The sequence below is a fragment of the Hydrogenophaga sp. genome (assembly GCF_036675665.1).
Taxonomy (GTDB): Bacteria; Pseudomonadota; Gammaproteobacteria; order Burkholderiales; family Burkholderiaceae_C; genus Hydrogenophaga.
The window spans coordinates 20,408-44,713 of the sequence record NZ_JAKFEO010000007.1 but is presented as its reverse complement, the minus strand read 5'-3'; the positions used below and the strand labels follow the sequence as shown (position 1 = coordinate 44,713).

18 protein-coding genes are annotated in these 24,306 nt (G+C 68.1%); 12 read left to right on the top strand and 6 right to left on the bottom strand.

Going from position 1 to position 24,306, the window contains the following annotated elements:
• Positions 1–112: 112 nt before the first annotated feature.
• The 4 genes from V6M63_RS02960 to V6M63_RS02945 form a co-directional block, all read right to left on the bottom strand.
• Positions 113–1,957, bottom strand: coding sequence for an ATP-binding protein (locus V6M63_RS02960; protein ID WP_332739313.1), 1,845 nt, complete (start codon positions 1,955–1,957; stop codon positions 113–115).
• Between the two features lie 434 nt (positions 1,958–2,391).
• Positions 2,392–2,913, bottom strand: coding sequence for a DUF4142 domain-containing protein (locus V6M63_RS02955; protein ID WP_332739311.1), 522 nt, complete (start codon positions 2,911–2,913; stop codon positions 2,392–2,394).
• 88 nt (positions 2,914–3,001) lie between these two features.
• A complete protein-coding gene (locus V6M63_RS02950; RefSeq protein ID WP_332739309.1) occupies positions 3,002–4,126 on the bottom strand; it encodes an MBL fold metallo-hydrolase in 1,125 nt (374 codons plus the stop codon).
• A 95-nt stretch (positions 4,127–4,221) separates the two neighbouring features.
• Positions 4,222–4,662: a VOC family protein gene (locus V6M63_RS02945; RefSeq protein ID WP_332739308.1), complete on the bottom strand. Its 441-nt coding sequence runs from the start codon at positions 4,660–4,662 to the stop codon at positions 4,222–4,224.
• Between the two features lie 98 nt (positions 4,663–4,760).
• On the opposite strand from V6M63_RS02945, the gene V6M63_RS02940 reads away from it, so the two are divergent.
• The 5 genes from V6M63_RS02940 (at position 4,761) to V6M63_RS02920 (ending at position 9,944) form a co-directional block, all read left to right on the top strand.
• A complete protein-coding gene (locus V6M63_RS02940; protein ID WP_332739306.1) occupies positions 4,761–5,735 on the top strand; it encodes a magnesium transporter in 975 nt (324 codons plus the stop codon).
• Between the two features lie 123 nt (positions 5,736–5,858).
• Positions 5,859–6,242, top strand: coding sequence for a PepSY domain-containing protein (locus V6M63_RS02935; RefSeq protein WP_332739304.1), 384 nt, complete (start codon positions 5,859–5,861; stop codon positions 6,240–6,242).
• A gap of 25 nt (positions 6,243–6,267) precedes the next feature.
• Complete coding sequence (locus V6M63_RS02930) at positions 6,268–6,744, top strand: DUF2271 domain-containing protein (RefSeq protein ID WP_332739302.1); 477 nt, start codon at positions 6,268–6,270, stop codon at positions 6,742–6,744.
• Positions 6,745–6,754: 10 nt separating this feature from the next.
• Positions 6,755–8,962, top strand: coding sequence for a PepSY domain-containing protein (locus V6M63_RS02925; protein ID WP_332739300.1), 2,208 nt, complete (start codon positions 6,755–6,757; stop codon positions 8,960–8,962).
• Entirely contained in the window at positions 8,943–9,944 is a 1,002-nt protein-coding gene (locus tag V6M63_RS02920; RefSeq protein ID WP_332739298.1) for an FAD:protein FMN transferase, read from the top strand. The genes V6M63_RS02925 and V6M63_RS02920 overlap by 20 nt, the downstream gene beginning before the upstream one ends.
• Here the strand turns inward: V6M63_RS02920 and V6M63_RS02915 are convergent.
• Complete coding sequence (locus tag V6M63_RS02915) at positions 9,918–12,602, bottom strand: cation-translocating P-type ATPase (RefSeq protein ID WP_332739296.1); 2,685 nt, start codon at positions 12,600–12,602, stop codon at positions 9,918–9,920. The genes V6M63_RS02920 and V6M63_RS02915 overlap by 27 nt on opposite strands.
• A gap of 181 nt (positions 12,603–12,783) precedes the next feature.
• Positions 12,784–13,608, bottom strand: coding sequence for a plasmid replication/partition related protein (locus V6M63_RS02910; RefSeq protein ID WP_332739294.1), 825 nt, complete (start codon positions 13,606–13,608; stop codon positions 12,784–12,786).
• 223 nt (positions 13,609–13,831) lie between these two features.
• Here V6M63_RS02910 and V6M63_RS02905 point away from each other — a divergent pair, with 223 nt between their 5' ends.
• The 7 genes from V6M63_RS02905 to V6M63_RS02875 all read left to right on the top strand — a co-directional run bounded on the left by V6M63_RS02905 (position 13,832) and on the right by V6M63_RS02875 (position 24,306).
• Positions 13,832–16,096, top strand: a complete 2,265-nt coding sequence (locus V6M63_RS02905) for a TonB-dependent hemoglobin/transferrin/lactoferrin family receptor (protein ID WP_332739292.1) — start codon at positions 13,832–13,834, stop codon at positions 16,094–16,096.
• Between the two features lie 28 nt (positions 16,097–16,124).
• A complete protein-coding gene (locus V6M63_RS02900; RefSeq protein WP_332739290.1) occupies positions 16,125–17,210 on the top strand; it encodes a hemin-degrading factor in 1,086 nt (361 codons plus the stop codon).
• 30 nt (positions 17,211–17,240) lie between these two features.
• Complete coding sequence (locus V6M63_RS02895; RefSeq protein ID WP_332739288.1) at positions 17,241–18,200, top strand: heme/hemin ABC transporter substrate-binding protein; 960 nt, start codon at positions 17,241–17,243, stop codon at positions 18,198–18,200.
• A gap of 61 nt (positions 18,201–18,261) precedes the next feature.
• Positions 18,262–18,768, top strand: coding sequence for a hypothetical protein (locus V6M63_RS02890; protein ID WP_332739286.1), 507 nt, complete (start codon positions 18,262–18,264; stop codon positions 18,766–18,768).
• Positions 18,765–19,838, top strand: coding sequence for a FecCD family ABC transporter permease (locus tag V6M63_RS02885; protein ID WP_332739284.1), 1,074 nt, complete (start codon positions 18,765–18,767; stop codon positions 19,836–19,838). Before V6M63_RS02890 ends, V6M63_RS02885 begins: the two co-directional genes overlap by 4 nt.
• Entirely contained in the window at positions 19,835–20,752 is a 918-nt protein-coding gene (locus V6M63_RS02880; RefSeq protein WP_332739282.1) for a heme ABC transporter ATP-binding protein, read from the top strand. The genes V6M63_RS02885 and V6M63_RS02880 overlap by 4 nt, the downstream gene beginning before the upstream one ends.
• 236 nt (positions 20,753–20,988) lie before the next feature.
• Positions 20,989–24,306, top strand: coding sequence for a PAS domain-containing protein (locus tag V6M63_RS02875; RefSeq protein WP_332739280.1), 3,318 nt, complete (start codon positions 20,989–20,991; stop codon positions 24,304–24,306).

Below are 24,306 nucleotides of genomic sequence, written 5' to 3'. Positions count from 1 at the left end.
GTGTGTCCTTTCAATTGATCGATCGATGAACGCGGGTGCGAGACCTTGAGGGGGCCTGAACACCTGCACACATGCGGCAAATCACGTTCCCGAACAGGGTCAGAAAGGCGCCTCACACGAGATCGCCTGGCCGTGACGCGACGAATTCCTCGAACCCGTCCACCAGCAGCTTGACCAGTTCGTCCGGATCCACGGGCTTGATCAGGTGATGGTCGAAGCCCGCCAGCCTGGCGGCTTCCTTGTCGGCTGCAAAGCCCCAGCCCGATATGGCCACCAGGTGGATATCACGGGTGAGTTCGGAGCGTCGCAGTTGCCTGGCCACTTCATAGCCGTCGAGCTTGGGCATGCCGATGTCCAGCAGCGCGATGTCCGGCCCGGTGGCTTGAGCCAACCGCAGCGCGGCCTCGCCGTCATGCACCACATTGACGATGTGTCCGCTGGAACGCAGCAGTTCGGCAAAGTTGTCCGCGGTGTCGACGTTGTCATCCGCAATGAGGATGTGCAGCGGACGCAGGTGGACCGCATCGGGTCCATGAAGGTGGCCGTCATCGTTGCAGGCGCACTCCAGCCGCGGCAGCCGAACCGTGAAGCATGAGCCACGGCCCGCGCCCTCGCTTGTCATGGTGACTTCGCCGTGGTGGAGTTCGATGATTTGCCGGCAGAGCGTGAGACCCACGCCCAGGCCCGTGTTCACCCGCGTGGGCGAGTTGTCCGCTTGTTCAAACATGTCGAAGATGCGGGCCTGCATGTCTGGCGCCACCCCCACGCCGTTGTCCCGGATGGCGATCAGCACCGAAGACGGTTCCGTCCTGAGGGTCACCTCCACGCGTCCCCCTCGTGGCGTGTACTGACAGGCGTTGTTGAGCAGGTTGGCGAGCACCTGCACCAATCGAACGGCATCGCCATTCACGCAAACGGTTTCCTGGGGCAGATCCAGGGAAAGTGCCAGTCCCTGCCGTTGTGCGAGGCATTTTGCGTCCTCCACCGCGGTGGACACCAGATCGCCCATGTCCAGTGGCTCCAGGTCCAGCGTGAGCTTGCCCGTGGTTGCGCGGGATGCATCCAGCAGGTCGTTGACGAGCCTGACCATGTTCCTGATCTGACGGTCCAGGACGTTGACGGCCTTGTCGCGTGTTTCGGGCGATGTCCTGGACACCTGAAGCAAGGCGACGGCGCTCGTCATGGGGGCCAGCGGATTGCGCAGTTCGTGCGCCAGTGTCGCCAGGAAGACGTCCTTCTGGCGGTCTGCCTCGCGCAGTTCATGCTCCGCGTTGCGCCGCGTCGCCACCTCCTGTTCCAGCTCACTGGTGCGGGTCTGGCATTCCAGCAGCAAACGGTTGAAGGCTTGCACCAGCAGGTCGATGTCCCGGGTGTCCGTCGCCGGGGCCCTGAGCGCCCAGTTGCGCGTGGAGATGACTTCTCGCGCCACCTGGGTGATGTTCTCAAGCGGCGCGGTGATGCGCCGCTGCAAGTTTCCGAAAAGGTAGAACGCGATGATCAGACCCACGCCACTGAGCCCGAGCAGCGCCACGGTGAAGAGCAGAAGCCGAGGCCAGATGTCGTGCCGGGCAGACACGTAGAGCGTGCCCAGCCGTTTGCCACCGCGCTCGATGGGATAGGCGACTTCAAGTATCGAGCCCCGGAAGCGGGGTTCGAACGTGGGCGCGTCCACCGCCCTTCTGGCGTTCAGCAAGGTGTTCGCTGCCGCGTAGGACGCGAACAGGCGACCGTTCACATCGTACAGAGCGGCCGACAGGATGCGCGGCTGCGCTTTCAACAGAAAAAGACTTTCGCGCGCAGCTTCCTGGTCCTCGAATTCAAGCGCGGCGGTCGATGCGCCGGCGACGAGGTCGGCGTGCGTTCGCAGGTCGGCCACCCAGGCCTTGCGGTTGGAGACCAACTCGTGCAGAAGCAAGGTCGCCGCGCCCAGCAGCACCACGACCAGGGTGGTGAGCATCGCGGCCCGCATGAGCTGTTCGCGCAACGAGGACGATCTTCGCCGGCTTCTTCGCCTCGGGGGGAGGGCAGGTGTCTGCGGCTCGTTGTGGGTCGCCGGTCCTGGGTTGGTCGCAGGGTGCGATTGGTGTTGAGTGATCATTTGATTTCAACTCATGGACTCGATTGCACGAATGGACCCTGACGTCAAACGTCCCTAACCGGAAACGCGATGGTAGTGAGGTTTGGAGGCGATCCGCAAGAGCCGAACGGCATTGTTGGAATGCCGTGAGAACCTGACCATGTCCAGGACAAAACACGTGGGGCATGCGTACCGTTGCTGGCCGCCCCCCGGATGGGGGGCGGCGCAGGCGACGGACGGGAGGGAGCTTCAGGGGGAGGTGGGCGCGAGAGGGCCCGTGTCCGGGGCCCCGGACACCTGGCCTGCGCTGTCGGCTAGCGCGCCGGCTCGACCGCCGCCTTGAGCTTGCGTGCGGTCTGAAGGTGCTCGCGCACCGTGGGCAGATGCCTGGCGGCGAAGGCCTTCACGTCGGGATCCCGAGCTTCGCGGGCCGCTTCTTCGTACAGCTGAACCGTGGTCTCATTCGTCACAATGCCCATCTGATTGACGTAGCGCCGGTCGAAGTGCTCGTCGCTGAGGCCGGCGATGAGCATTTCCTTGCCCTTCTGCAGCATCGAAGGTTCCTTGGGTGGGGTGTAGTTCTTTGCGGCAGCGAGGGTTTGCAATTCTTCGGTCACGCGAGTGTGGTCGTCGATCATGCGCTGGGCAAATGCACGCACCCGCGGGTCCCGGGTCTTGATCACCGCGAGCTGGCTGGCCGATTGTTCGGCGTGCCCGTTCTGCGCGGCTTGTTCGAGGAAGGCTTGATCGCGCGGCGCGAGGTTGTCTGCAAGCGCCGCTCCTGCGATCAGCAAGGCCAGAACCTGCACGCCGCGCCTGAAAATTCGACTGCTCATGGCGATACTCCCGACATGTTTTGAAACGGAGGGGGATGGGTGGGCACGCTGCATCGGGCAAGCAGCATTCCCGACCGGGGCCCGCGTGTCACTTCATGCGGTAGCGGTACACGCCGTCCTCACCCGTTTCGCGCACGGCTTCGCCGCGCATCAGCAGGTGGTTGAGGTGGGCCACGCCTTCGCCGGTGGCCATGCCCAGCAGTTCGCCGTTGGCGTCGATCGAACGGGCGAACAGGGCGCCGAACACGTCGACCGTGCGCTTGGGCGACTCGGCCAGGCTGCGCCGCAGGCGTTGCAGGCCGCGCTCATGGCCATGGGCCAGGCGGTCCAGCCGCGCGTGCAGGCCGCGGAAGGGCTCGCCATGCGCCGGCAGCACCAGCAGGTGGTCGCCCAGCGTGGCGCGCAGGTGCTCGATGCTGTGGATCCAGTCGCCCAGCGGGTCGGCGTCGGGCTCGGTGGGGAAGACGCTCACGTTCGACGAGATGCGCGGCAGCACCTGGTCGCCCGAGACCAGCACGCCCAGGTCGTCGTTCAGCAGGCAGGCGTGTTCGGGCGAATGGCCACGTCCGACGATCACGTGCCAGTCGTGCGCGCCGATGCGAACGGTCTCGCCGTCGGTGAGGCGGCGAAAGCTGTCGGGCAGCGCGTGCATGTACTTGCCGTAGCCGCCGAAGCGGGTGCGGTAGATGTCCAGCGACTCCTCGTTCCAGCCCATCTGGCGGTAGAAGTTGATGGCCTCTTCGGGCGCCTCGCGACCGGTGTCGCCCACCAGCGTGCGGCAGGTGAGGTATTCGAGCCGGGTCATCCACAACCGGCACTGGAACTTGCGCGTGAGCCAGCCCGCCATGCCCACATGGTCGGGGTGCATGTGGGTGCAGAAGATGCGCGTGATGCGCGCGCCCTGGGGCGTGGCGGCCAGCGGGCCAGCGGGCGAGATCAGCTGGCGCCATGCGGCCAGCGCCTCGGGTGTCTTGGTGCCGGTGTCGATGACAGCCCAGCCCGGGCCCTGTTCGTCCTCGTCGGCCACGGCCCAGAGGTTGATGTGGTTGAGCGCAAACGGCAGGGGCATGCGCAGCCACAGCACGCCGGGCGCGACTTCGCGCACCTCGCCCGGCGCGGGCGGTTCACCGCAGGGGTATTGGAGCGCGTAGGGCGTGTCGGGAGCGGCGGCCGGATCGTCCGGTCGGCCGTCGGAGGTGGGGGTATCGGTCATGCGGGGATTGTTCCAGATCGGGGTGCCGATCCGGTCACGCCTGCGCGACAAGGCACATGGGCCCGGGCGGTGCTGGTGTTGGCTGGATGGAGGGCCTATTTTTCTGCACCGCCGCCGGCGTCGCCGGCGTTGACCATCCACGGCGTTCCGAACTTGTCGGTGCACATGCCAAAGCCGTCAGCCCAGAAGGTCTTCTGGTAGGGCATCGTCACCGTGCCACCGGCCGACAGGGCTTCAAAGATGCTCCTGCCCTTGGCGGCGTCCGGATAGGCCAGGGACACCGTGATGCCTTTCATGCCCTCGAACGGCATGTCCGGAGGCGTGTCAGCGGCCATGATGCGGTGACCGTCGAGCGTCATCGACGCATGCATGATGCGTTCGGCTGCCTCGTCGCTGGGTGCCGGCTGACCGGGCATCGGCGGTGCCTCGCCGTAGGTCATCGACATCTCCATCTTGGCGCCCAGCGTCTTCTCATAAAAGCGCATGGCCTCGGCACAAGTGCCGTTGAAACTCAAGTAGGGCTCGAACTGTGCCATGGTGTGGACTCCTCGTTGGGTTGGTTTGAAGCGGTAGTGTTCAGGGCAAACGGCGTGCCGCCAGGCCCCAGTGGCTGCCGTTGGCAAATCGAGGCACCATGCTGCACAGTCACAAGATGCGAAAGACTTCTACCGACCACATCGGCGCTCACGCTGTGCTGGCCCATGCCAGGGACACTGCCCAGGCAGTGCTCTCGCGTATCCGCGACGAGCAGAACACCACCTGGGAACTCGTGTGCGTGATCGACAGCAACGAACGCTTGCTCGGAACGCTGACGCCCGCCGAACTGCTGGCGCTGCCCGACACCACCGAGCTGGGCCGGGTGGCTCGACGCGAACGTGTCTGCGTCCTGCCTGGCACTGACCAGGAAAAGATGGCGTCCATCGCCTTGCACCATGGTGTCGCCGCTTTGCCGGTGGTCGACGAGGCAGGCCACCTGATCGGCGTCGTCGGCCCGACGAAGTTGATGGGCATCCTGCGGCGAGAACACGTTGAAGACCTGCACCGCCTGGCCGGTATCACGAGCGAGTCCGATCACGCTCGCGAGGCCATCGAGGAACCGCCGATGCGCAGGCTTCGTCACCGGCTGCCCTGGCTCGTTGTGGGCCTGGGCGGCAGCATGGTCGCGACCTTCGTCGTCGCGCGCTTCGAGTCAGCGCTCACGGCCAAGCCCGCGCTGGCGTTCTTTGTGCCGGGGCTGGTCTATCTGGCCGATGCCATCGGTACGCAGAGCGAGGCCGTGGCCGTGCGCGGCCTTTCACTCAGCCATGTCAGCCTGGCAAGACTTCTGGGCGGGGAGTTGCGAACCGGCGCCCTGATCGGCCTCGTTCTTGCGTTGCTCGCGTTCCCGATGGTATGGCTGGTTTTCGACGAGTTGCGCCTTGCCGCCGCCGTGGCGCTGGCCCTGGCGGGCGCCAGCATGGTGGCATCGGTCCTGGGCTTGCTGCTGCCATGGCTGCTGGCCCGTGTCGGGACCGATCCCGCCTATGGCAGCGGACCGCTGGCCACCATCGTGCAGGACGTTCTCAGCCTGCTCATCTACTTCGCCTGCGTCTCGGCGCTCGTTCTGTGAGCGCGGCTTCCTCGAATGCTCCAAGGGCTTGACCCAGGTCAACGCGTCATGGAACTCGCGGGCTCAGCATAAGGCCTCTTGCGTATCCACCGTCCTGCGCCAACCGTTGTACAGGAGCCTCTCATGAAGTACCACGCCTCACTGCGCCAGGGCTTGCTGGTTCTGCCGCTGTGCCTGGCCGTTCTGAGCGCATGGGCCGGTGACGATTGCGATGCGCCGCTCAATCGTTGGCAGACGCGTGAAGCTGTGCGGCAAATGGCAGCCGCACAGGGTTGGCAGATCCAGCGGCTGAAGATTGACGATGGCTGCTATGAGATTCGCGGCACGGATGCCCAAGGACGCACCTTCAAAGCCAGGATCGACCCGGAAACCCTGACGGTGTTGAAGGTGAAACACGAGGACCACCAGCGTGCCCGGGAGCGTGATCGTGATCGTGATGGCGATGGCGATGGTGTCGCGCCATCGCCTCCATCGACCCCGGGCACCTCGCGCGAACAGATCAAGTAACCCCTATGTCCACAGGAGCATCGCCATGTCCCAACCTCTTCTGACCCTGGTGGCCTCCGCCTGCGCGCTGGCCCTTCCCGCCCTGGCGCACAGCCGCCCGCTCACGCTGACCGCGCAGCTCAAGAACTACGGCGGCGACGGCGCCTACCTGGCGGCGTACCTGACCGATGCCAAAGGCGCGTATGTGCGCACGCTGTGGGTGGCCGGCGGCAAGGCGAAGTACCACAAGCATTTGTCTGACTGGAGCCGCCTCTCCGCCGGTGACGCCAAGCGCCTTGACGGCGTCACCGGCGCCAGCGTGGGCGCGGGGCGCACCCTCAAGGTCACGGCCGATCTGGCGGATGCGTTGATTGACGCGGGATACGAAATCCGCATCGACGCTGCTGTGGAAGACATGCGCGACAGCCCGTCCGAGGTCCGCATTCCGCTGTCCACCGCCAACGTCGGCAAGCCGCAGGCCGGCAAGCAGTACATCCAGTCGGCGACCTTCCAACTCCAGTAGAAGGGCTCGCATGAGCTGGAAAGCGGTCCACCGCTGGCTGGGCCTGACCGTGGGCGCCCTGGCCGTGGTACTGGGCGTCACCGGCGCCATCCTGGCCATCGATCCGGTCCATCAGGCGTGGCAGGCACCCGGCGCACCGGGCGATTTGCCCGTGGCCGCGCTGGTGGAGCGCGTGTCGCGCACCGTTGCGGGTGTGGAGGAAATTCGCCACCTGCCCTCGGGTGCCATCGTGGTGTTCAGCTTTTCCGGCGACCAGCCCCAGGCGTCTTACGTGGATCCGGCCGATGGCCGGGTGCTGGGTGCGTGGCAACCCTCGGCCATGCCGCGCTGGGTGAAGAACCTGCACCGCTCGCTGCTGTTGGGTGACGCCGGGCGCTGGGGTGCAGCGGGCATCGCGCTGGTCATGGGTGCGGTGTGTGTCTCTGCCCTGGTGTTGCTGCTGCAGCGCATGGGTGGCTGGCGACGGCTGGCTGCGCGGGTGCGGGGGTCGCTGGCGCAGCGCATCCACGTGGTCGCGGGCCGTGTGGTGCTCGCCGTCCTGTGCCTGACATCGCTCACGGCGTTGACCATGAGCGCCTCGACCCTGGGACTGGTGGCGCTGGACACCAGGACCGAGCCTGAGGTGATCTCGGTGGTCACCGGATCGCCAGACTTGCCCGGCGCGCAACTTGCCGCGCTGCAGGGTCTTGCCGTGCAGGATTTGCGCAAGCTGAACATTCCCAGCGCCAGCGACCCGGAGGACACCTGGAAGGTCGCCACTGCCCAGGGTCAAGGCTGGATCGACCGGTACTCGGGGCAGATGCTCGCCTGGCAGGACACAAGGTTTGCGCAGCGCGTCCACGACCTGGCCGTGGTGTTGCACACGGGCGAAGCGGCCTGGCCCTGGGCTGTGCTGCTCGGGCTCGTGGGCGCCAGCGTGCTGCTGTTCTGGCTGTCGGGCGTTGTCATCTGGTGGCAGGCACGCCGCCAGACGCCGCACATCAGGGGCAACACCCCGCTGGCCCAGGCCGACGTGCTCATCTTCGTTGCCAGCGAAGGCGGCAGCACCTGGGGTTTTGCCCAGACGCTGCAAGACGCGCTGAGCCAGGGTGGCCACCGCGTTCACAGCACGGCGCTGGAGAACTTTCGGACCACGGCCGCCACGCGGCAGGTGTTCGTGCTTGCAGCAACCTATGGCGACGGACAGGCCCCGGCCCACGCCAGCCACGCCCTGCGGCACATCGCCAAGCTCCCCGCCAGCGCCGTGCCGGTGACCGTGCTGGGCTTTGGCGACCGGCAGTTCCCGGCCTTCTGCGCCTTTGCCAAGGTGCTGGATCAGACCCTGCGCGCACAGGGCTGGCCCGCGCTGCTGCCGCTGGAGTGCATCCACCAGCAGTCGGGCCAGCAGTTCGCGGGTTGGGGCGTTGCGCTGGCACAGGCGCTTGGAGAACCCCTGGTGCTGGAGCATGTGCCGCGCGTGCCACCCACCACGGCGCTCACGCTCACGGGGCGCCAGGACTATCCCGGTGCCACCGGGCAAGCCACGGCGATCCTGCGCTTCGCGTGGCCCGTGCCAGGTCTGGGCGCCCGCCTGCGCGGCCACGGCCTGGCGCGGTTTGAAGCAGGCGATCTCGTGGGCATCGTGCCGCCGGGTTCGACCGTGCCGCGCTACTACTCGCTGGCGTCGGGCTGGGAAGACGGGTTTCTGGAAATCTGCGCGCGCCAGATGCCCGGCGGCCTGTGCTCCACGCACTTGCTGGGCCTGCGGAAGGGAGACAGCATCACCGCCTTTGTCCGGCCCAACCCCGGCTTTGCACTGCCGCGAACGCGGCGGCCGGTGCTGCTGATCGGCGCGGGCACGGGCGTGGCGCCGCTGGCCGGCTTCATCCGCCGCAATGACAGACGCAGCCCCATGCACCTGTACTTTGGTGGGCGCGACCCGGCCCGGGATTTTTACTTCGGTCCGGACATTCAGCGCTGGCTCATGGAGGGGCGCCTGTCGACCTTGCAGACGGTCTTCTCTCGCGTGCCCGACGGCGGCGGCTATGTGCAGGACGCCCTGCGTCGCGACGCCCGGCAACTGCGCGAATGGGTGATGCAGGGCGCCATCGTGCGTGTCTGCGGCAGCCGCGCCATGGCGCAGGGCGTGGCCGAGACGCTGGACGAGGTGCTGGCGCCCCTCACGTTGAGCGTATCGAAGCTGAAAGCAAAGGAGCGCTATGCCGAAGATGTCTTCTGAGCCCGCTGCGCCCTGCCAGCGCACCACGCTGCACGGCCCGACCATGGGCACGCGCTGGTCTGCCAGTGTCGACGCCGGCAACACCCTGGACCTGGCAGCCCTGCACCAGCACCTCGCCGCTGCGGTGGAGCAGGTAGACCAGCAGATGTCGCCCTGGAAACCGGACAGCGACCTCATGCGCCTGAACCGCGCGCCCGTGGACGACTGGGTGGAGCTGCCCGCTGAAATTCTGGAGGTGCTGGGCTGTGCGCTCGATGTCCAGCGCCTGAGCGCAGGTGCGTTCGATCCGTGTGTTGGGGCGCTGGTGAATGCCTGGGGGTTTGGCGCGGTGCGCGATGCACCTGACGCGCAAGCGATCCGGGCCGCTCGCCAGTCCATGCCGCGCACAGCGCACGGGTGCCTGGAGCTGGATGGGCTGAAAGGGCGTGCCCGCAAGCGTGCGCCCTTTCAGATCGACCTGTGCGGCATCGCCAAGGGCTACGCGGTGGATCGCATGGTGACCGTGCTGCGGCAGCACGGTGTGCGCAGTGCGCTGGCTGCCCTGGATGGTGAGCTGCGCGCCGTGGGCGGCCAGGCCAGCGGCGTGCCCTGGGCTGTGGCGCTCGAACGCCCCGAAGATGGGCGCCGCGCGGTGCACGGGGTCATCGAACTGGAGGATCTGGCCGTGGCCACCTCGGGCGACTACCGACGCTACGTGAAGGTGGGCGATGCGCGCCTCGCGCACACCATGGACACGCGCCGCTGCGCCCCTGTGAACAACGCCGTGGCATCGGTCACCGTGCTGGCGCGCACCTGCATGCAGGCGGACGCCTGGGCCACGGCCTTGCTGGTGGCAGGCTCCGATGAAGGTCCGGGCATGGCGCAGCGCATGGGGTTGGATGTGCTGTTCCTGCTTCGCCGTGCGCAAGGTCTGGTGGAGGTGGGGCTGGGTCGTTTCGGCAGGACCGCAGAGGGATCAAACCTTGCGTGCCACACGAACTGAAACAGCGCCTGACCTTCGACGGGCCCACTTGATGCCTTCGAACCACAGCACGCTCAGCAAGCCCAGCGCGCAGGCGACGGCCAGCTCGTGCGCCGGCAGAGGCGCGAATCGCAGCACTCCGACAGCCCAGGGGACGTAGAGCGCAGCCAGCAACAGCGCGCTGGCCAGACCCAGCACCCCCCACAGCGTCCAGTTCGGCGTGTGCAGCGTTGCCCACAGCGAGCGGGTGGCCGAACGGTTGGACAGGATCAGGGTCAGGTTGCCCACGACCAGGGTGGCAAACGCAAAGGCCCGGGCCTCGGGCTCGGGGATGCGCGCACTGGCCCATGCGAATGCGGCCATCACGACGGCCAGCACGCCCAGACCCTGGACCAGCGCCAGGCCCAGGGTGGCGCCGCCAAACAGGGGGGCGGCGGCGTCGCGCGGGGGGCGCTGCATCACGTCGCTTTCCGCGGGCTCGTTCTCGAAAGCGATCGAGCACGCCGGGTCGATGATGAGTTCGAGCAAGGCAATGTGCATCGGGTACAGCAAGGCCGGCCAACCCAGCATCACCGGCAGCATCGCCATGCCCGCGATGGGAACGTGCACCGCGAGGATGTACGACATGGCCTTGCGCAGGTTGTCGAAGATCCTGCGACCCAGACGCACCGCGGCGACGATGGCTGCGAAGTTGTCGTCGATCAGCACCAGCGAAGCCGACTCGCGGGCCACGTCGGTGCCGCGCCTGCCCATGGCCACACCCACGTGCGCCGCGCGCAGAGCCGGGGCGTCGTTTACACCGTCACCCGTCATCGCCACGATCTCGCCCCGGGCCTTCAGCGCCTGGACGATGCGCAGCTTCTGCTCGGGAGCGATTCGGGCGCAGACGGTGACGGTGGCCATGCGTTCGCGGAGTTCTTCGTCGCCCAGCGCTGCGATCTCGTCGCCGGTCAATACATCACCGTCGCGCTCGGCAAGTCCGGCCTGATGTGCGATCGCTCGCGCCGTGGCCGGGTAGTCGCCCGTGATCATGACCACGCGGATACCGGCGGCCCGGCATTCGGCCACGGCGGCAGGCACTTCTGCGCGCACCGGGTCGGCCAGGCCGAGCAGCCCGACGAATTCGAAATCGAAACCGTGCTCGTCTGCCGGCCAGTCCTGCCCCGCATTCGATCCGCGCGCCACCGCCAGCACGCGCAGTCCCTGGGCCGCCAGCTCCTCGACCGCGCTGCCGACGCGGGACCTCTGCGCATCGTCGAGATGGCACAGGTCCATCACCGCCTCAGGCGCGCCCTTGGCGGCCACGGTCTGGACACCGTCACCTGGCGCTGCCCACACGTGCGACATCGCCCGCAGTGCGGGACTGAGCGCATAGGTATGCACCAGACGCCAGTCGTGGTGCAGGTGTTCGGTGTCGGCGAGGAAGCGCTCGCCGAGTTGGTGGAAGGCCTTCTCCATCGGGTCGAAGGGGTCGACCACGCTGGCCAGGATCACCAGCTCCACCAAGGCGTGAAAGGCCTCGGGCAACGGGCCTTCGGTCGACTTGTCGTTGGTCAGCGAATCCAGCGCGAGGCTCTCGGTCAGATCGACACCGCCGGCGACCAGGTGCGTCACCGTCATGCGGTTCTCGGTCAGCGTGCCCGTCTTGTCGCTGCACAGCACCGTGGTGGCGCCCAGCGTCTCGATGGCGTTGATGCGCCGGGTGAGCACGCCTTCCCTGGACAGTCGGCGAGCGCCGAGCGCCGGAAACACCGTCAGCACCACCGGGTATTCCTCGGGCAGCAGGGCCATGGCCAGGGCGATGCCAGCCAGCAGGGCCTGCAGCCAGTCGCCCTTGATCAGTCCGTGAACCAGCACCAGCAACAGGCTGAGCGCCAGCGCCAGCAAGGCCAGGTTGCGCACGAGCCGGGTGGTCTGCTTCTGCAGCGGAGAACGTTCGTTCTCCACCGTGCCCAACGAGGTACCGATGCGGCCGATCTCGCTTCGCGCACCTGTGGCGGTCACCCGCGCCAGCGCGTTGCCCTGCACGATCAGCGTGCCCGCGTAGACCACAGGCAGATCGTCGCCGCCAGGTACGACGCGCGCGGTGTTGGAAGGCCTCTGCGCGACAGCCAGTTCATCGGGCTGCGCCACCCGCTTGCCCACCGCAACAGCCTCGCCCGTCAGCAGCGATTCATCGGCGCGCACGCCGTCGGCAGAAACCAGCAGGGCATCGGCCGGCACACGGTCACCCTCGCTCAGCTTGAGCAGGTCGCCGCGCACCACGTCGCACCCGGCGATGCGTTGAGGTTGGCCGTCGCGGATGACCAGCGCGCGCGGACTCGTGAGGTCGCGCAGAGCTTCGATGGCGCGCTCTGTCTTGCCCTCCTGGTACAGGGTGAGCCCCACGGTGGCAACCACGAACCCGAAGAGCGTCAAGCCTTCCTGCAGGTCACCGATGACCAGGTAGAGGGTTCCCGCCCCAAGCAGCAAAAGGAACATCGGCTCGCGCACGGTTGCCACGGCGATCGACAGCAAGGAGCGGCTCTGGCCGCCGGGCAGCGCGTTGGGGCCGTCTTCGGCCAGACGGTGGGCGGCCTGGTCTGCCGGGAGACCCGATTCGGTGTCGACCGCAGGGGCGGGCACCTCGGTTCCGGGTGCCGCGCCGGGCTCGGCCAGATCAGCTTGGGTTGCAGGCATGTTGAGGCCAGATCGTCGGCTACCTCCTTGGCTGCAAGCTTACGAGCATGCGCGGCGCCAGTCTGTGAGCGTCAGTTCACAGGCACGTTGTGCGGTGCCGCGTACGCCGATGGGTGCCAGGACATTCAGTTCGGCCGAAGCCGCTGTGCCGTAACGCGCTGGGAAACTCCGGCAAGCCCGCTCAGGCGGATTGCGCGTCCAGCTGCAGGCGCAGCGCAGTCACTTCTTCGCGCAGCGCGGTGTTGTCTGCCTGCAGCTCAGCCACCTGCAGGCGCAGGGTCGCAAGTTCATCGGAGGGTGGCGACGCGGGGGCCTCGTCGCCGGCCTCCGGCGGCTTGCGGCGCGACTCGCGCGCGCGTTTGGCTGCCAGCTTGAGTTCGTCCTTGCCGGCCAGGGCGGCGGCCTTCTGCTCGTCCACAGGCAGGCCGGCCACGGCGGCCGCGGCGTTGAGTGAAATCGCCCCGGCCTTGAGCGCCTCCACCAGCTCGGGCGTGGCCTGCTTCTGGATCTTTTCGATCTGCACCACCTGGCTGCTGCTCAACCGCGCGGCCTTGGCAATGTCTTCGCGGCTGTGCAGCGGCTTGGGCGCTGGCACCACCGGGTTGTCTGGCGGCGGGGTGGGCGTTGTCTCGTCGGCTGCCACGTCGTCGGGCGTGGGGGCCGAGGCGAGAAAACGCGAGCGCCGCTCGGCCATGATTTCGCGCTTGCGCAGCGCCAGCACGCCGCGCTGGAAGTCCGAGACGCTGCGCCGCCCCAGGTGCTGGTCGATCATCCACAGGTGCACGTCTTCCATCGACTGGAAGTGGGTGTTCTGCACGGTCTGAAACGGCAGGCCGTGTTGCTGGCAGATGCCGTAGCGGTTGTGTCCGTCGATCAGCACGTCGCCCCACAGCACCAGCGCATCGCGGCAGCCCTCGGTCAGGATGCTGCGCTCCAGCGCCTCGAATTCGTCCGGCGTCAGGGGGTCTATGTAGGCTTTGAGGTCCGGGTTGACGGTGATGTGCATGGGTCGGGGTTCGCGGGGAGGGAAGGGGGCGCGAATTGTAGATGGACCGCGATGGGCCACCGGGGGCGAAGCGCCGTGGCGGGTGAGCGCGGGGAGTCGAATTGTTTCGCAAATGAGAATCGTTCGTATATGATCCGGGGCTCTCAGCCAGCCAGCACCCGGGCACAGCACCCGCGGTCGTGACGCCAGCCTTGTCCTCCAACCCTTGGATCCAGGTGCCGTCGTGACCCTCACCCCCTTTGCCGTTCCCCGCTTCGCCGTTCCCGTTTCTCCGTTTGCCTTCAGCCCGCTCGCCGTGGCCTGCGCCGTCCTCATGGCCGGGCCCGCACAGGCGCAGGGCGCGGCCGATGCCGCCACCACCGTTGCACAAACCGGCCACACCAGCGCCCTGCGCGAGGTCGTGATCAGTGGCGCGCGCAGCGAGCGCGTGCTGGACGAAGTGCCCGCCGCCATCGACGTGCTCGATGGTGAAGACCTGGACCCGGCCCGGGTGCAGAACATCCGCGATCTGGTGCAGGAACTGCCCAACGTGAGCGTCAAGCGCGCACCGGTGCGTTTCGGCGGTGTCACCGGCAACGTCGGGCGCGATGGCAACGCGGGTTTCAACATCCGCGGGCTGGAGGGCAACCGCGTGCTGCTCACCATCGACGGTATCCGCGTGCCGCGCGAGCTCAGCAGCGGCGTCTTCGGCCCGGCGGCGTTCGGTCGCGACTACTACGACCTCGGCCTGATCTCGCGCGTGGAAATCTTGCGCGGCGCGAGCTCGGCCTTGTATGGCTCCGATGGCCTGGCCGGCATGGTCGCGATGTTCACCACCGAGCCCAAGGATCTGCTCAAACCAGGCCAGACGCTGGGCGGGCGCGTCGGTCTGAGCCACGACGGGCAGGACGACACGCGCCGCCTCGGGCTCACCCTGGCCGGTGTGGCCAGCGACAGCCTGCAGTGGCTGGGCAGCGTGCAGGTGGGGCGCAGCGAAGCACTGGACAACCAGGGCAGCAACTTCGCCCTCAACAGCAACCGCACCGCGCCCAATCCGCAGAAGGACAAAAACACCTCGCTCATGGGCAAGCTGGTGTTCACGCCGGGCGGCGGCCAGCGCCACGTGTTCACCGCCGAGCACGTGGACAAGAGCAGCGAGGTCGAGGCCTACACCGGACGCACTCCCGTCATCGCTGCGCCCACCCATGTGGGCGACCTGGACGGCACCTCCGACATGACGCGCACCCGGGTGAGCTGGGACGGCCGTTTCCCGGTCTCATCACCTTGGGCCGACGACATCCGGGCCATGGTCGGGCTGCAGTCCTCCGAGTCGCAGGAAGTCACACACGAATTCCGCCCGCTGCAGCCCGCGGCCACCCGCAACCGGGTGCGCGACGTGACCTACAGCGAGCGCATCGTGCAAGCGGTGTTGCAGGCCGAGAAACTGCGCCCGCTGGGGGGCGACTGGTCGCAGAAGCTGGTGTACGGCGTCGACCTCTCGCGCGCCAGCCTGGACAACCTGGTCACCGGCGTCAACGGCCCGACCTATGAGACCTACCCGCTGCAGCGCTTTCCCGAAACGGTGGAGACCACCTCGGCGCTGTTCGTGCAGAGCGAGTTCGCCAGCGGCCGCTGGAGCGTGATCCCGGCCTTGCGTTACGACCGCGTGTCGCTGGACGCGCGCACCAGCGCGCTCTATCCGCTGCAGCCGGCCTCGTTGTCCAGCGACGCGGTCACACCCAAGCTGGGCGTGATCTTTCGCGGCAGCGATCAATGGAGCCTGTTCGGCAACCTGGCCGCGGGCTTCAAGTCGCCCAGCCCGCTGCAGCTCAACAACTTCTTCCAGAACCCGTTCGGCAACTACGAGACCATCCCCAACCCCAACCTGCGCCCGGAGAAGAGCCGCACGCTGGAGCTCGGCACGCGCGGCCTGATGGGTGGTTTTGACTGGGAGGCGGTGGCCTTCACCGGGCGCTACAAGGACTTCATCGAAGACCTGGTGACGGTGCAGACCACACCGAGGATCCAGTTCCAGTCGGTCAACCGCCAGGCGGTCACCCTGCGCGGTTTTGAACTCAAGGGCTCGGCCCGCCTCACCGCCAGCACCACGTTGCGCGCGGCCTATGGGCAGACCACGGGGACCGACACGGCGCGCGGCCTGCCGCTGAACTCGGTCAACCCCGCCAGGCTGGTGCTGGGCGTGGATCACCGCCTGGGCGACTGGTCGGTGGGCGCTTCGCTGGCGCACAGCGCGAAGAAGGCGGCCAGCGACATCGACACCACCGCTGCCGCCAACCAGTTCGCCACGCCGGCCCACACCACGCTGGATCTGCGCGCGAGCTGGCAGATCAGCCCGGCCACGCGCCTGAGCGCCGCGGTCCACAACCTGACCGATCGCAAGTACTGGGAATGGACCAACGTGCGCGGCATCGCCGCCAACGACATCGCGCTCGACAGCTACACCGCACCCGGTCGCAGCCTGTCGGTGGCACTGGTCACGACTTTCTGACACCACCTTCCACCACCGAGGAACCACCATGAGCATCCAGGACATCCGCACCGCCTTCCAGACCGCACGCAACCGGGGCTTGCGGGCCAGGGAAGCGGCTGAAGCCATCGGTGTGAGCGAAGGCGATGCCATCGCTGCGCACCAGGGCGCTGTCAACGCGCCCCTGCATGCCGCCGCGCTCAAGCCCGACTGGCTGGGCCTGCTGCAGTCGCTCGAGGCCTGTGGCCCGCTGATGGCGCTCACGCGCAACGAGACCGTGGTGCACGAGAAGACCGGCGTGTACCAGAAGGTCTCGGCCAGTGGCCACGTGGGCCTGGCGCTGGGCGAACACATCGACCTGCGCCTGTTCTTCCACCAGTGGCATGCGGGCTTCGCGGTCACCGAGGCGCTGAAGTCCGGGCCGGGCACGGCGCCGCCCAGCCTGCAGTTCTTCGATCGCCACGGCGTGGCGGTGCACAAGATCTTCGTGCGCGAGCAGACCGATCTGGCCGCCTGGCTGCAGGTCATTGCGCAGCACACCGACACGCAGCCCGCGCGCGACTTCGTGCCGCGCACCGCGCCCGCCGTGGCCGCGCCCCAGCCAGCGCCCGATGCTGCGGCGTTTGCCGCCGCGTGGGGCGCGATGACCGACACGCACCAGTTCTTTCCGCTGCTCAAACAGTTCGGCATCGAGCGCCAGCAAGGCTTTCACCTGGTTGAAGGACGCTACACCCACCGCGTGCAGACCAGCGCGGTGCGCGGCCTGCTCATTGAGGCCGCCTTCGACGGCACACCCATCATGGTGTTCGTCGGCAGCCCGGGCTGCATCCAGATCCACACCGGAGCGGTCCTGCGCATCGAGCCCATGGAAACGCAGGGCAAGACCTGGCTCAACGTGCTCGATCCGGGCTTCAACCTGCACCTGCGCGAAGACCTGATCCAGGACGTGTGGGTGGTCGAGAAGCCCACCAGCGACGGTGTGGTGACCTCGGTGGAAGCCTTCGATGCCCAGGGCGAACTCATGGCCATGTTCTTCGGTGCGCGCAAACCCGGCCAGAGCGAACTCGCGGCGTGGCGCCACATCGTGGGCCACTTGCAGGCCACGGGCCAGCCACACGACCCGGTGGCCGCATGACGCCCGCCTCCACCAACCGCACCCAACACCATGAAACCCTTGCCGCCACTCTCTCCATCCGCGAACACCTCGCGCAGAAGCGCGCTGCGCGCCTTCTCGAGCGCCGCACTGGCTGGCTCGGCAGCGGCAACCGCTGGATGGCCGTCGCTGTTGATGGCTGCGCCTGCGGCTGCGAACAACCCGGTCAGCGGCGCCCCCGTCGCTGAACGCACAGCGCTGCCCCGCCTGGTCACCGTGGGCGGCGGCATCACCGAGGTGGTCTATGCGCTGGGCGCGCAAGACCAGCTGGTGGGCACCGACACCACCAGCCTGTACCCCGTGGCGGCGCAGGCCACGCCCAAGGTGGGCTACATGCGCCAGCTCTCGGCCGAGGGTCTGCTCGCGCTGCGGCCCGACGCGCTGATCGCCGGCACCGACGCCGGCCCGCCGGTGGTGATCGACCAGCTGCGCAGCGCCGGCGTGCGTGTGGAGCTGGTGAACGCGGACCACAGCTGGGACGAGGTGCGGCGCAAGGTGGCGGCGGTGGGGCGCGCCTCGGGCCGCGAGGCGGCGGCGCGCGAGTTGCAGGCGCGGCTGGACGCGCGCTGGCAGGTCGTGACGGCGCGTGTGCGGGCCTCGAAGAATCCCGGGCCACGCGTGTTGTTCGTGCTCTCGCACAGCGGCAGCCCCATGGTCGCGGGCGAGCAGACCGCTGCGGATGCGCTGATCCGTTTCATCGGTGCGCGCAATCCGCTCGCTGGTTTCAAGGGCTACCGGCCCATGACGGCCGAGGCCATGGCCCAGGCCGCGCCCGACATCGTCCTGACCACCACACAAGGCATCGAGGCCATCGGTGGCGAAGCGACGTTCTGGCAACGGCCCGAACTCGCGCTCACGCCCGCCCACGCCCGCCGCGCGTTGGTGCACCTGGACGCTCTGGAGCTGCTGGGCTTCGGCCCGCGGCTGCCCGATGTGGTGGAGCGCCTGCACGAGCGCATGGTGAGGGCATGAGCGCAGCGCCGGGCCGTTCCCAAGCAAGCTCGCACCGCAGTGCGCAGCACGGAGGTTTCCAATGAGCGCAGCGCCGTATCCCATGAGCCCGCGCCCCGCCATCGTCGACCTGCGCACCCCCGACCTGCAGCGCGCCCTGGCCGACTACACGCAGGTGCTGGGCTTCGACACCCAGCAGCACGTGCCGGGCGTGTTTGCGCGCCTGTTGCATGGGCCGCTGTGCGTGCAGCTCTGGGCCTTCGGCGCAAGGCCCGGGCGCTGGGAACAGCCAACGCCTGGTGAAACCGCGTTTGCCCCCGGACACCACCGGGTCGAGGTGGTCGGCCTTCATGCCTTGCACGCCAGCCTGCGCAGCGCCTTGCAACGGCCCTGCCGCACGCGCCTGGCCGGTCGCACGCTGCTGCACGCACAGCGTCTGGGCTCGGACACGCCGCAATGGATGGACGGGTGTGCCTGGGAGAGCACGCTGCTGGACGCCGACGGCCATGTGCTGCACCTGATCGATCGCGCCCCGTGGCGCCCCGGCGCACCTGCCCGCCACCTGCCCGGCGCGGAGGTGGCGGAATGAACGCGTCAACGACCGCGGTGACCGCATGGCGGCAGCGCACCCCGCGCCGCCTCGGTGGTCCGGGCCTGCTGGCCTTGCTCGGCCTGCTGCTGCTCGCCAGCCTGCTGTGGGCCGCGGGGCAGGGCGCCTACAGCCTGCCGCTGAGCGCCTTGCCCGGCGTGTTGTTCGGCGTTGACGGCGCAGAGCGCGGCGCCGAACTGGTGTTCTTCAACATCCGCCTGCCGCGCCTGGTGCTGGGCCTGGCCGCGGGCGCCGGGCTGGGTCTGGCCGGCGCGCTCATGCAGGGTCTGTTTCGCAACCCGCTGGCCGACCCCGGGCTCATCGGCGTGAGCAGCGGCGCGGCGCTGGCCGCCGGCATGAGCATCGTCATGGGCAGCCTGTGGTTGCCCGACCTGCCGCGCGCGCTGGGCAGCTGGACGCTGGTGCTCATGGCCTTTGCCGGCGGCCTGTCCGTCACGGTGCTGATCTACCTGCTCTCGCGCGGCGAGGGCGGCACGCGGGTGGGGCTGATGCTGCTGGCCGGTATCGCGGTCAATGCACTGGCCGGCGCCGGCCTGGGTCTGCTCAGTTTCCTGGCCACCGACGAACAGCTGCGCAACCTGCAGTTCTGGCTGCTCGGCAGCCTGGGCGGCGCGCGCTGGAGCGCGGTGGCGCTGGTGGGCGCCATCACCGTGCTGGCGGGTGCCGTGGGGCTGCGGCTGGCGCAGCCGCTCAACGCGCTGGCCCTGGGTGAAGCGCAGGCGGTGCTGCTGGGCGTGGCGGTGGAGCGCGTGAAGCTGATGGCCATCGTGGTCACGGCGCTGGTGGTGGGTGCCATCACGGCCACCACCGGCATCATCGGTTTCGTGGGTCTGGTGGCGCCGCACATGGTGCGCCTGCTGGGTGGGCCCGACCACCGTTGGGTGCTGCCCGGATCGGCGCTGCTGGGCGCGGTGCTGGTGCTGTTGGCCGACGCGGTCGCGCGCACCGTGCTGCAGCCGACCGAGCTGCCACTGGGCGTGATCACGGCCATGGTCGGCGTGCCCTTTTTCCTGCTGTTGCTGCGCGGCGCGCACGGGAGGCGGCTGTGAACGCGCGCCTGCTCGACGCGGACTGGCGCAGCGCCTGCGAAGGGCTGCCCGCCGGGGAACGCCCGCTCTGGCTGGACGACGACGCGCAGGACACCCCCGCCGGGCGTGGCGGCACCGCGGGTCTGTGGGCCAGTGGCGTGGGGGTGCATGCGGGCACGAGCGTCCTGCTCGAAGGCGTGCACCTGCGGCTCGCGGCGGGTGAGGTGGGCGCGATTCTCGGCCCCAACGGCGCGGGCAAGTCGACCCTGTTGTCGGTGCTGGCCGGCTTGCGTGCGCCCGACATGGGTGCGGTCTGGATCAACGGACAGCTTGTGAATCCGGCCCAGGCGCACCGCATGGCGCGCCAGCGCGCCGTGCTGCCGCAGGAGACCGCCGTGGCCTTCGACTTTCGCGTGCATGAGGTGGTGGCGCTGGGCCGCTACCCGCACCGCCGGCAGCCTTCGCGTGACGAGGCGGGGATCGTGGCAGCGGCGATGCAGACCACCGGCGTGGCGATGCTGGCCGAGCGCACCGTCGCCAGCCTCAGCGGTGGCGAGCGCGCGCGTGTGCAGCTCGCCCGCGTCATGGCGCAGATCTGGGACACGGATGCCGACGGCGCGCCGCGCTGGCTGCTGCTGGACGAACCCACGGCAGCGCTCGACCTGCACCACCAGCACGAAACGCTGCGCACCGTGCAGCGCTGGGCGCGCGAACAGGGCGTGGGCGTGGTGGCGGTGCTGCACGACCTCAACCTGGCGCTGCGCTACGCCGACCGCGTCTGGGTGCTGGATGGCGGTGTGATGCAGGCCAGCGGGCACCCGGCCCGCGTACTGACGCCCGCGCTGGTGCGGCAGGTGTGGCGGGTGCGGGCGGCCACGGTGCGCGCGCCCGATGGCATGGCGCAACTGCTCATCTCGGGCAGCGACACGCCCTGAAGCCGGCCGCGCTCGGGTGCGGTTTCTTGCCGTGTCACCCAGGTGGCAACCCGGGCAGACTTTTGCGGATTCGTGAGCTGGGCGCTGTCCGCCGCCTGCCTGGAGGCGTACATTAGGGTGGCAGCGTGCTCCACGGGCGCGTCGGATGTGGGATGCCCGAGGTTGCCGCCTGAGAATGGTCACCCAGCTATCGTGCTGGACAAACGGTACCAGTTGACTCACACCAAAGAGCACGCATGCCCGAAGCTGCCTCAGATCCTGCCTCCAACGAGCAGGTCTTCCAACCGTCTGCCCCCGCGCCGGCTGGGGCTTCCATCCTTCCGTTCGATGCCATCTTCATGGCTGCACCGCTGCCGGCGTCGGTGTCCCGCTGGCACGACGGCCGGCTGCTCGCGGTCAACGATGCCTGGCTGAAGATCACCGGCTTGTCGCGGGAAGAGGCCATCGGACGCACGACGGTCGAGCTGGGGCATTGGCGGGACGCAGCCGAGCGCGACCGGTATCTGCGCGACCTGCCCGGCCCGGACGAAGTGCAGGTGCTGCACCTCAAGGGGGGACTGGCGCACCGGGTGCGCATGCACGCCACCGCGCTGGAAGCCGGGTCCGACAAGCTGTTGCTGGTCTATTTCACCGAAACCACGCGCGAGCAGGAGGCCGAGGCGGCCCTGGCCCGGTCGAACGAAGCCCTGAAACAGGCCAACGTGGAATTGCAGCAGCGAGTGGAATTGCACGTCGCCATCGAGAAGCTGGCCCGGGTGGGGCACTGGACGGATGCCGTGGACCATGGGCATGTGCAATGGTCGCCGGGCCTGTACGACATCACGGGTGTGCCTTACCAGCACCCGATCTCCAAGGAAATCGGGCGCGGTGGCATTCATCCCGACGACATGCCTGCCTGGCTCGAAGCCCGGGCCGCGCTGGACGGCCGCGAGCTTGAATTCCGCTGGCTGCGGCCCGATGGTGAGCAGCGCTGGTTTCGCTCCCGCATCAGCCAGACCACGGTGGCGGGCAGTCCCCAGACCGATTTTGGTGTGGTGCAGGACATCACGCCCGAGCGCGAGGCCACCGAGCGGCTCGCCGAACAGCTCGAGCTGCTGCAGGGCGTTGCCGCTCGGGTACCCGGCATGATGTACCGCGCCCGCCTGACACCGGACGGCAAGAGCACGGTCTCGTATGTGAACGACGCGGTCCGCGACATGCTCGAGGTGGAACCCGAGGACCTGTTGCGCAATGCGCGCATCCTGTTTGATCGGGTACACCCCGACGACCGTCCCACCGTGGTGGCATCGTTGAATGCCGCGTCCCGCGATCTGGTCCTGTGGCGACAAGCCTACCGGGTGGTGCTTCCCCGGCGCGGAACCCGCTGGTACAGCGTGGAGGCGGTGCCCCAGCAGGACCCCGACGGCTCGGTGGTCTGGCACGGCTTCACCACCGACGTGACCGAGGCGCGCCTGGCCGAGCAGCGCGTGGAGCGGCAACAGCGCATGCTGGAGGCGGTGCGACGAGCGCAGGCGGTGTTCATTGAAACCGAGGACAAACGTGGTGCTTTTCAGGGCTTGCTGGATGCGTTCCTGCAGCTCACGGGCAGTGGTTACGGATTCGTGGGCGAGGTGCTGTACGACGTCAACGACCACCCCTACCTGAAGACGCACGCGATCACCGACATCTCATGGGACGCCGAGTCCAGGCGGATGTACACCGAACAGCTCGATGCCGGCATGACGTTCAGCAATCTCAGGTCCTTGTTCGGACACGTCCTGACGAGCGGACAGCCGGTGATCGCCAACGATCCCCGCCACGATCCACGGGCCACCGGCATGCCCTCGGGGCACCCACCCATGGATGCGTTCCTGGGCATCCCTGTGGCCGTTGGCGATCACCTGGTGGCCATGGTCGGGCTGGCCAATCAGCCCGATGGATACAGCGAAGCCGACATCGAGTTTCTGCAGCCCCTGCTGGGCGCCGTGCGGCAACTGGTGCAGGCCTGGCGCAACTTTCAGGAGCGCAAGCGCACGAGCAACCAGCTCGAGGCCACCAGCGCCTTGCTGGCAGAAAAGAGCGCCGCTTTGCAGGTGACGCTGGACAGCATCACGCAGGGGTTGACCAAGATCGATCCCCAGGGGCGGGTCCTGTTCTACAACCGGCGTGTGCTGGAGTTGCTGGATTTGCCGGAACAGCTGTTGGCCCAGCGACCCGTGCTGGACCATGTATTGAATTTTCAGCGTGAGCGGGGCGATTTTGGTCCCCGGCTCGAACTGGTGGAGCCCGCCGCCAGGCTCCATATCGATCAACCTGAAACGGGCCCGCTGCCCGATCACTACTGGCGCAAGACAAAAGAAGGCCGCACCCTCGAAATCCGTTCCCGCACACTGGCCGACGGCAGCGTCGTGCGTACCTTCACCGATGTGACGTCCTACATCTCCACCCAGGAGGCGCTGCGGGAGGAGCGCCAGCGCCTGGCCTGGGTGCTCGACGCCACACGCCCGGGCATCTGGGAAACCAACCTCACCGACTCGACGCTGACCATCAACGAGCGCTGGGCCGAAATGCTGGGCTACACGCTGCAGGAGCTGGAGCCGGTCACCTACGAAACCTGGCGCGGTCGGGTGCATCCCGAAGACCTCGTCAAGGCCAACAAGGCGCGCGAACGGCACCTGCGTGGCGAGCTGCCGTTCTACGACTGCGATGTCCGTCTCAAACACAAGGACGGTCATTGGGTATGGATCAACACCCGGGGCCGGATGCACCAGCGCGACAACGACGACCACGCGCTCTACATGTCGGGCACCCATCTGGACATCAGCGATCGCGTGGCCGCGCAGGAGGAAATCCACGCGCTCAACGCGAGCCTGGAGCAGCGGGTGAGGGCACGCACGGCCGAACTGGAGCGATCGATGCGGGACATGGAGGCGATCTCGTATTCGATCGCCCACGACCTGCGCGCGCCGCTGCGTTCGGTCAATGGTTTCGCGCAGGTGATCGCCGAAGAGGAACGCGACGGCCTGAGCGAGACCGGGCGTCAGATGTTCGAGCGCATCGCGCGCTCGTCACGCAACATGGGGCAGATGATCACCGACATGCTGGAGCTGCTGCGCGTGGTGCAGGTCGAGCTCGTGCCACAACCGGTGCCCATGGCGGCGCTGGCCAGCACGGTGGCCGATGCGCTGGCACCGCAGGTACCCAATGCCCGCATCGACGTGGGCCACCTGCCCGACGCTCTGGGCGACGCCACGCTGCTGCGACAAGTGCTGAGCAACCTGCTGGACAACGCCTTGAAGTACTCGCGCCACCAGACCGAACCGGTGGTGAGCGTGGGCTTTGATGCCGAAGCAGGGGCCTATTTCGTGCGCGACAACGGCATGGGCTTCGACATGGCCCGGGCCAACAAGTTGTTCGGCTTGTTCCAGCGCCTGCACGCTGGCACCGACGTGCCGGGCATGGGCGTGGGGCTGGCGATCGTGGCCCGCATCATCGAGCGGCACAACGGCACCATCTGGGCCGAGTCGGCGCCCGGGCAGGGCGCCTGCTTCTGGTTTCGCGTGCCGCGGGCCTGA

Coding starts and splice junctions, on each gene's coding strand:
- V6M63_RS02960 (WP_332739313.1), bottom strand. CDS start 1,957: ATGCTCACCACCCTGGTCGTGGTGCTGCTGGGCGCGGCGACCTTGCTT.
- V6M63_RS02940 (WP_332739306.1), top strand. CDS start 4,761: ATGCTGCACAGTCACAAGATGCGAAAGACTTCTACCGACCACATCGGC.
- V6M63_RS02895 (WP_332739288.1), top strand. CDS start 17,241: ATGAAACCCTTGCCGCCACTCTCTCCATCCGCGAACACCTCGCGCAGA.
- V6M63_RS02950 (WP_332739309.1), bottom strand. CDS start 4,126: ATGACCGATACCCCCACCTCCGACGGCCGACCGGACGATCCGGCCGCC.
- V6M63_RS02915 (WP_332739296.1), bottom strand. CDS start 12,602: ATGCCTGCAACCCAAGCTGATCTGGCCGAGCCCGGCGCGGCACCCGGA.
- V6M63_RS02910 (WP_332739294.1), bottom strand. CDS start 13,608: ATGCACATCACCGTCAACCCGGACCTCAAAGCCTACATAGACCCCCTG.
- V6M63_RS02925 (WP_332739300.1), top strand. CDS start 6,755: ATGAGCTGGAAAGCGGTCCACCGCTGGCTGGGCCTGACCGTGGGCGCC.
- V6M63_RS02885 (WP_332739284.1), top strand. CDS start 18,765: ATGAACGCGTCAACGACCGCGGTGACCGCATGGCGGCAGCGCACCCCG.
- V6M63_RS02920 (WP_332739298.1), top strand. CDS start 8,943: ATGCCGAAGATGTCTTCTGAGCCCGCTGCGCCCTGCCAGCGCACCACG.
- V6M63_RS02935 (WP_332739304.1), top strand. CDS start 5,859: ATGAAGTACCACGCCTCACTGCGCCAGGGCTTGCTGGTTCTGCCGCTG.
- V6M63_RS02875 (WP_332739280.1), top strand. CDS start 20,989: ATGCCCGAAGCTGCCTCAGATCCTGCCTCCAACGAGCAGGTCTTCCAA.
- V6M63_RS02900 (WP_332739290.1), top strand. CDS start 16,125: ATGAGCATCCAGGACATCCGCACCGCCTTCCAGACCGCACGCAACCGG.
- V6M63_RS02945 (WP_332739308.1), bottom strand. CDS start 4,662: ATGGCACAGTTCGAGCCCTACTTGAGTTTCAACGGCACTTGTGCCGAG.
- V6M63_RS02890 (WP_332739286.1), top strand. CDS start 18,262: ATGAGCGCAGCGCCGTATCCCATGAGCCCGCGCCCCGCCATCGTCGAC.
- V6M63_RS02930 (WP_332739302.1), top strand. CDS start 6,268: ATGTCCCAACCTCTTCTGACCCTGGTGGCCTCCGCCTGCGCGCTGGCC.
- V6M63_RS02955 (WP_332739311.1), bottom strand. CDS start 2,913: ATGAGCAGTCGAATTTTCAGGCGCGGCGTGCAGGTTCTGGCCTTGCTG.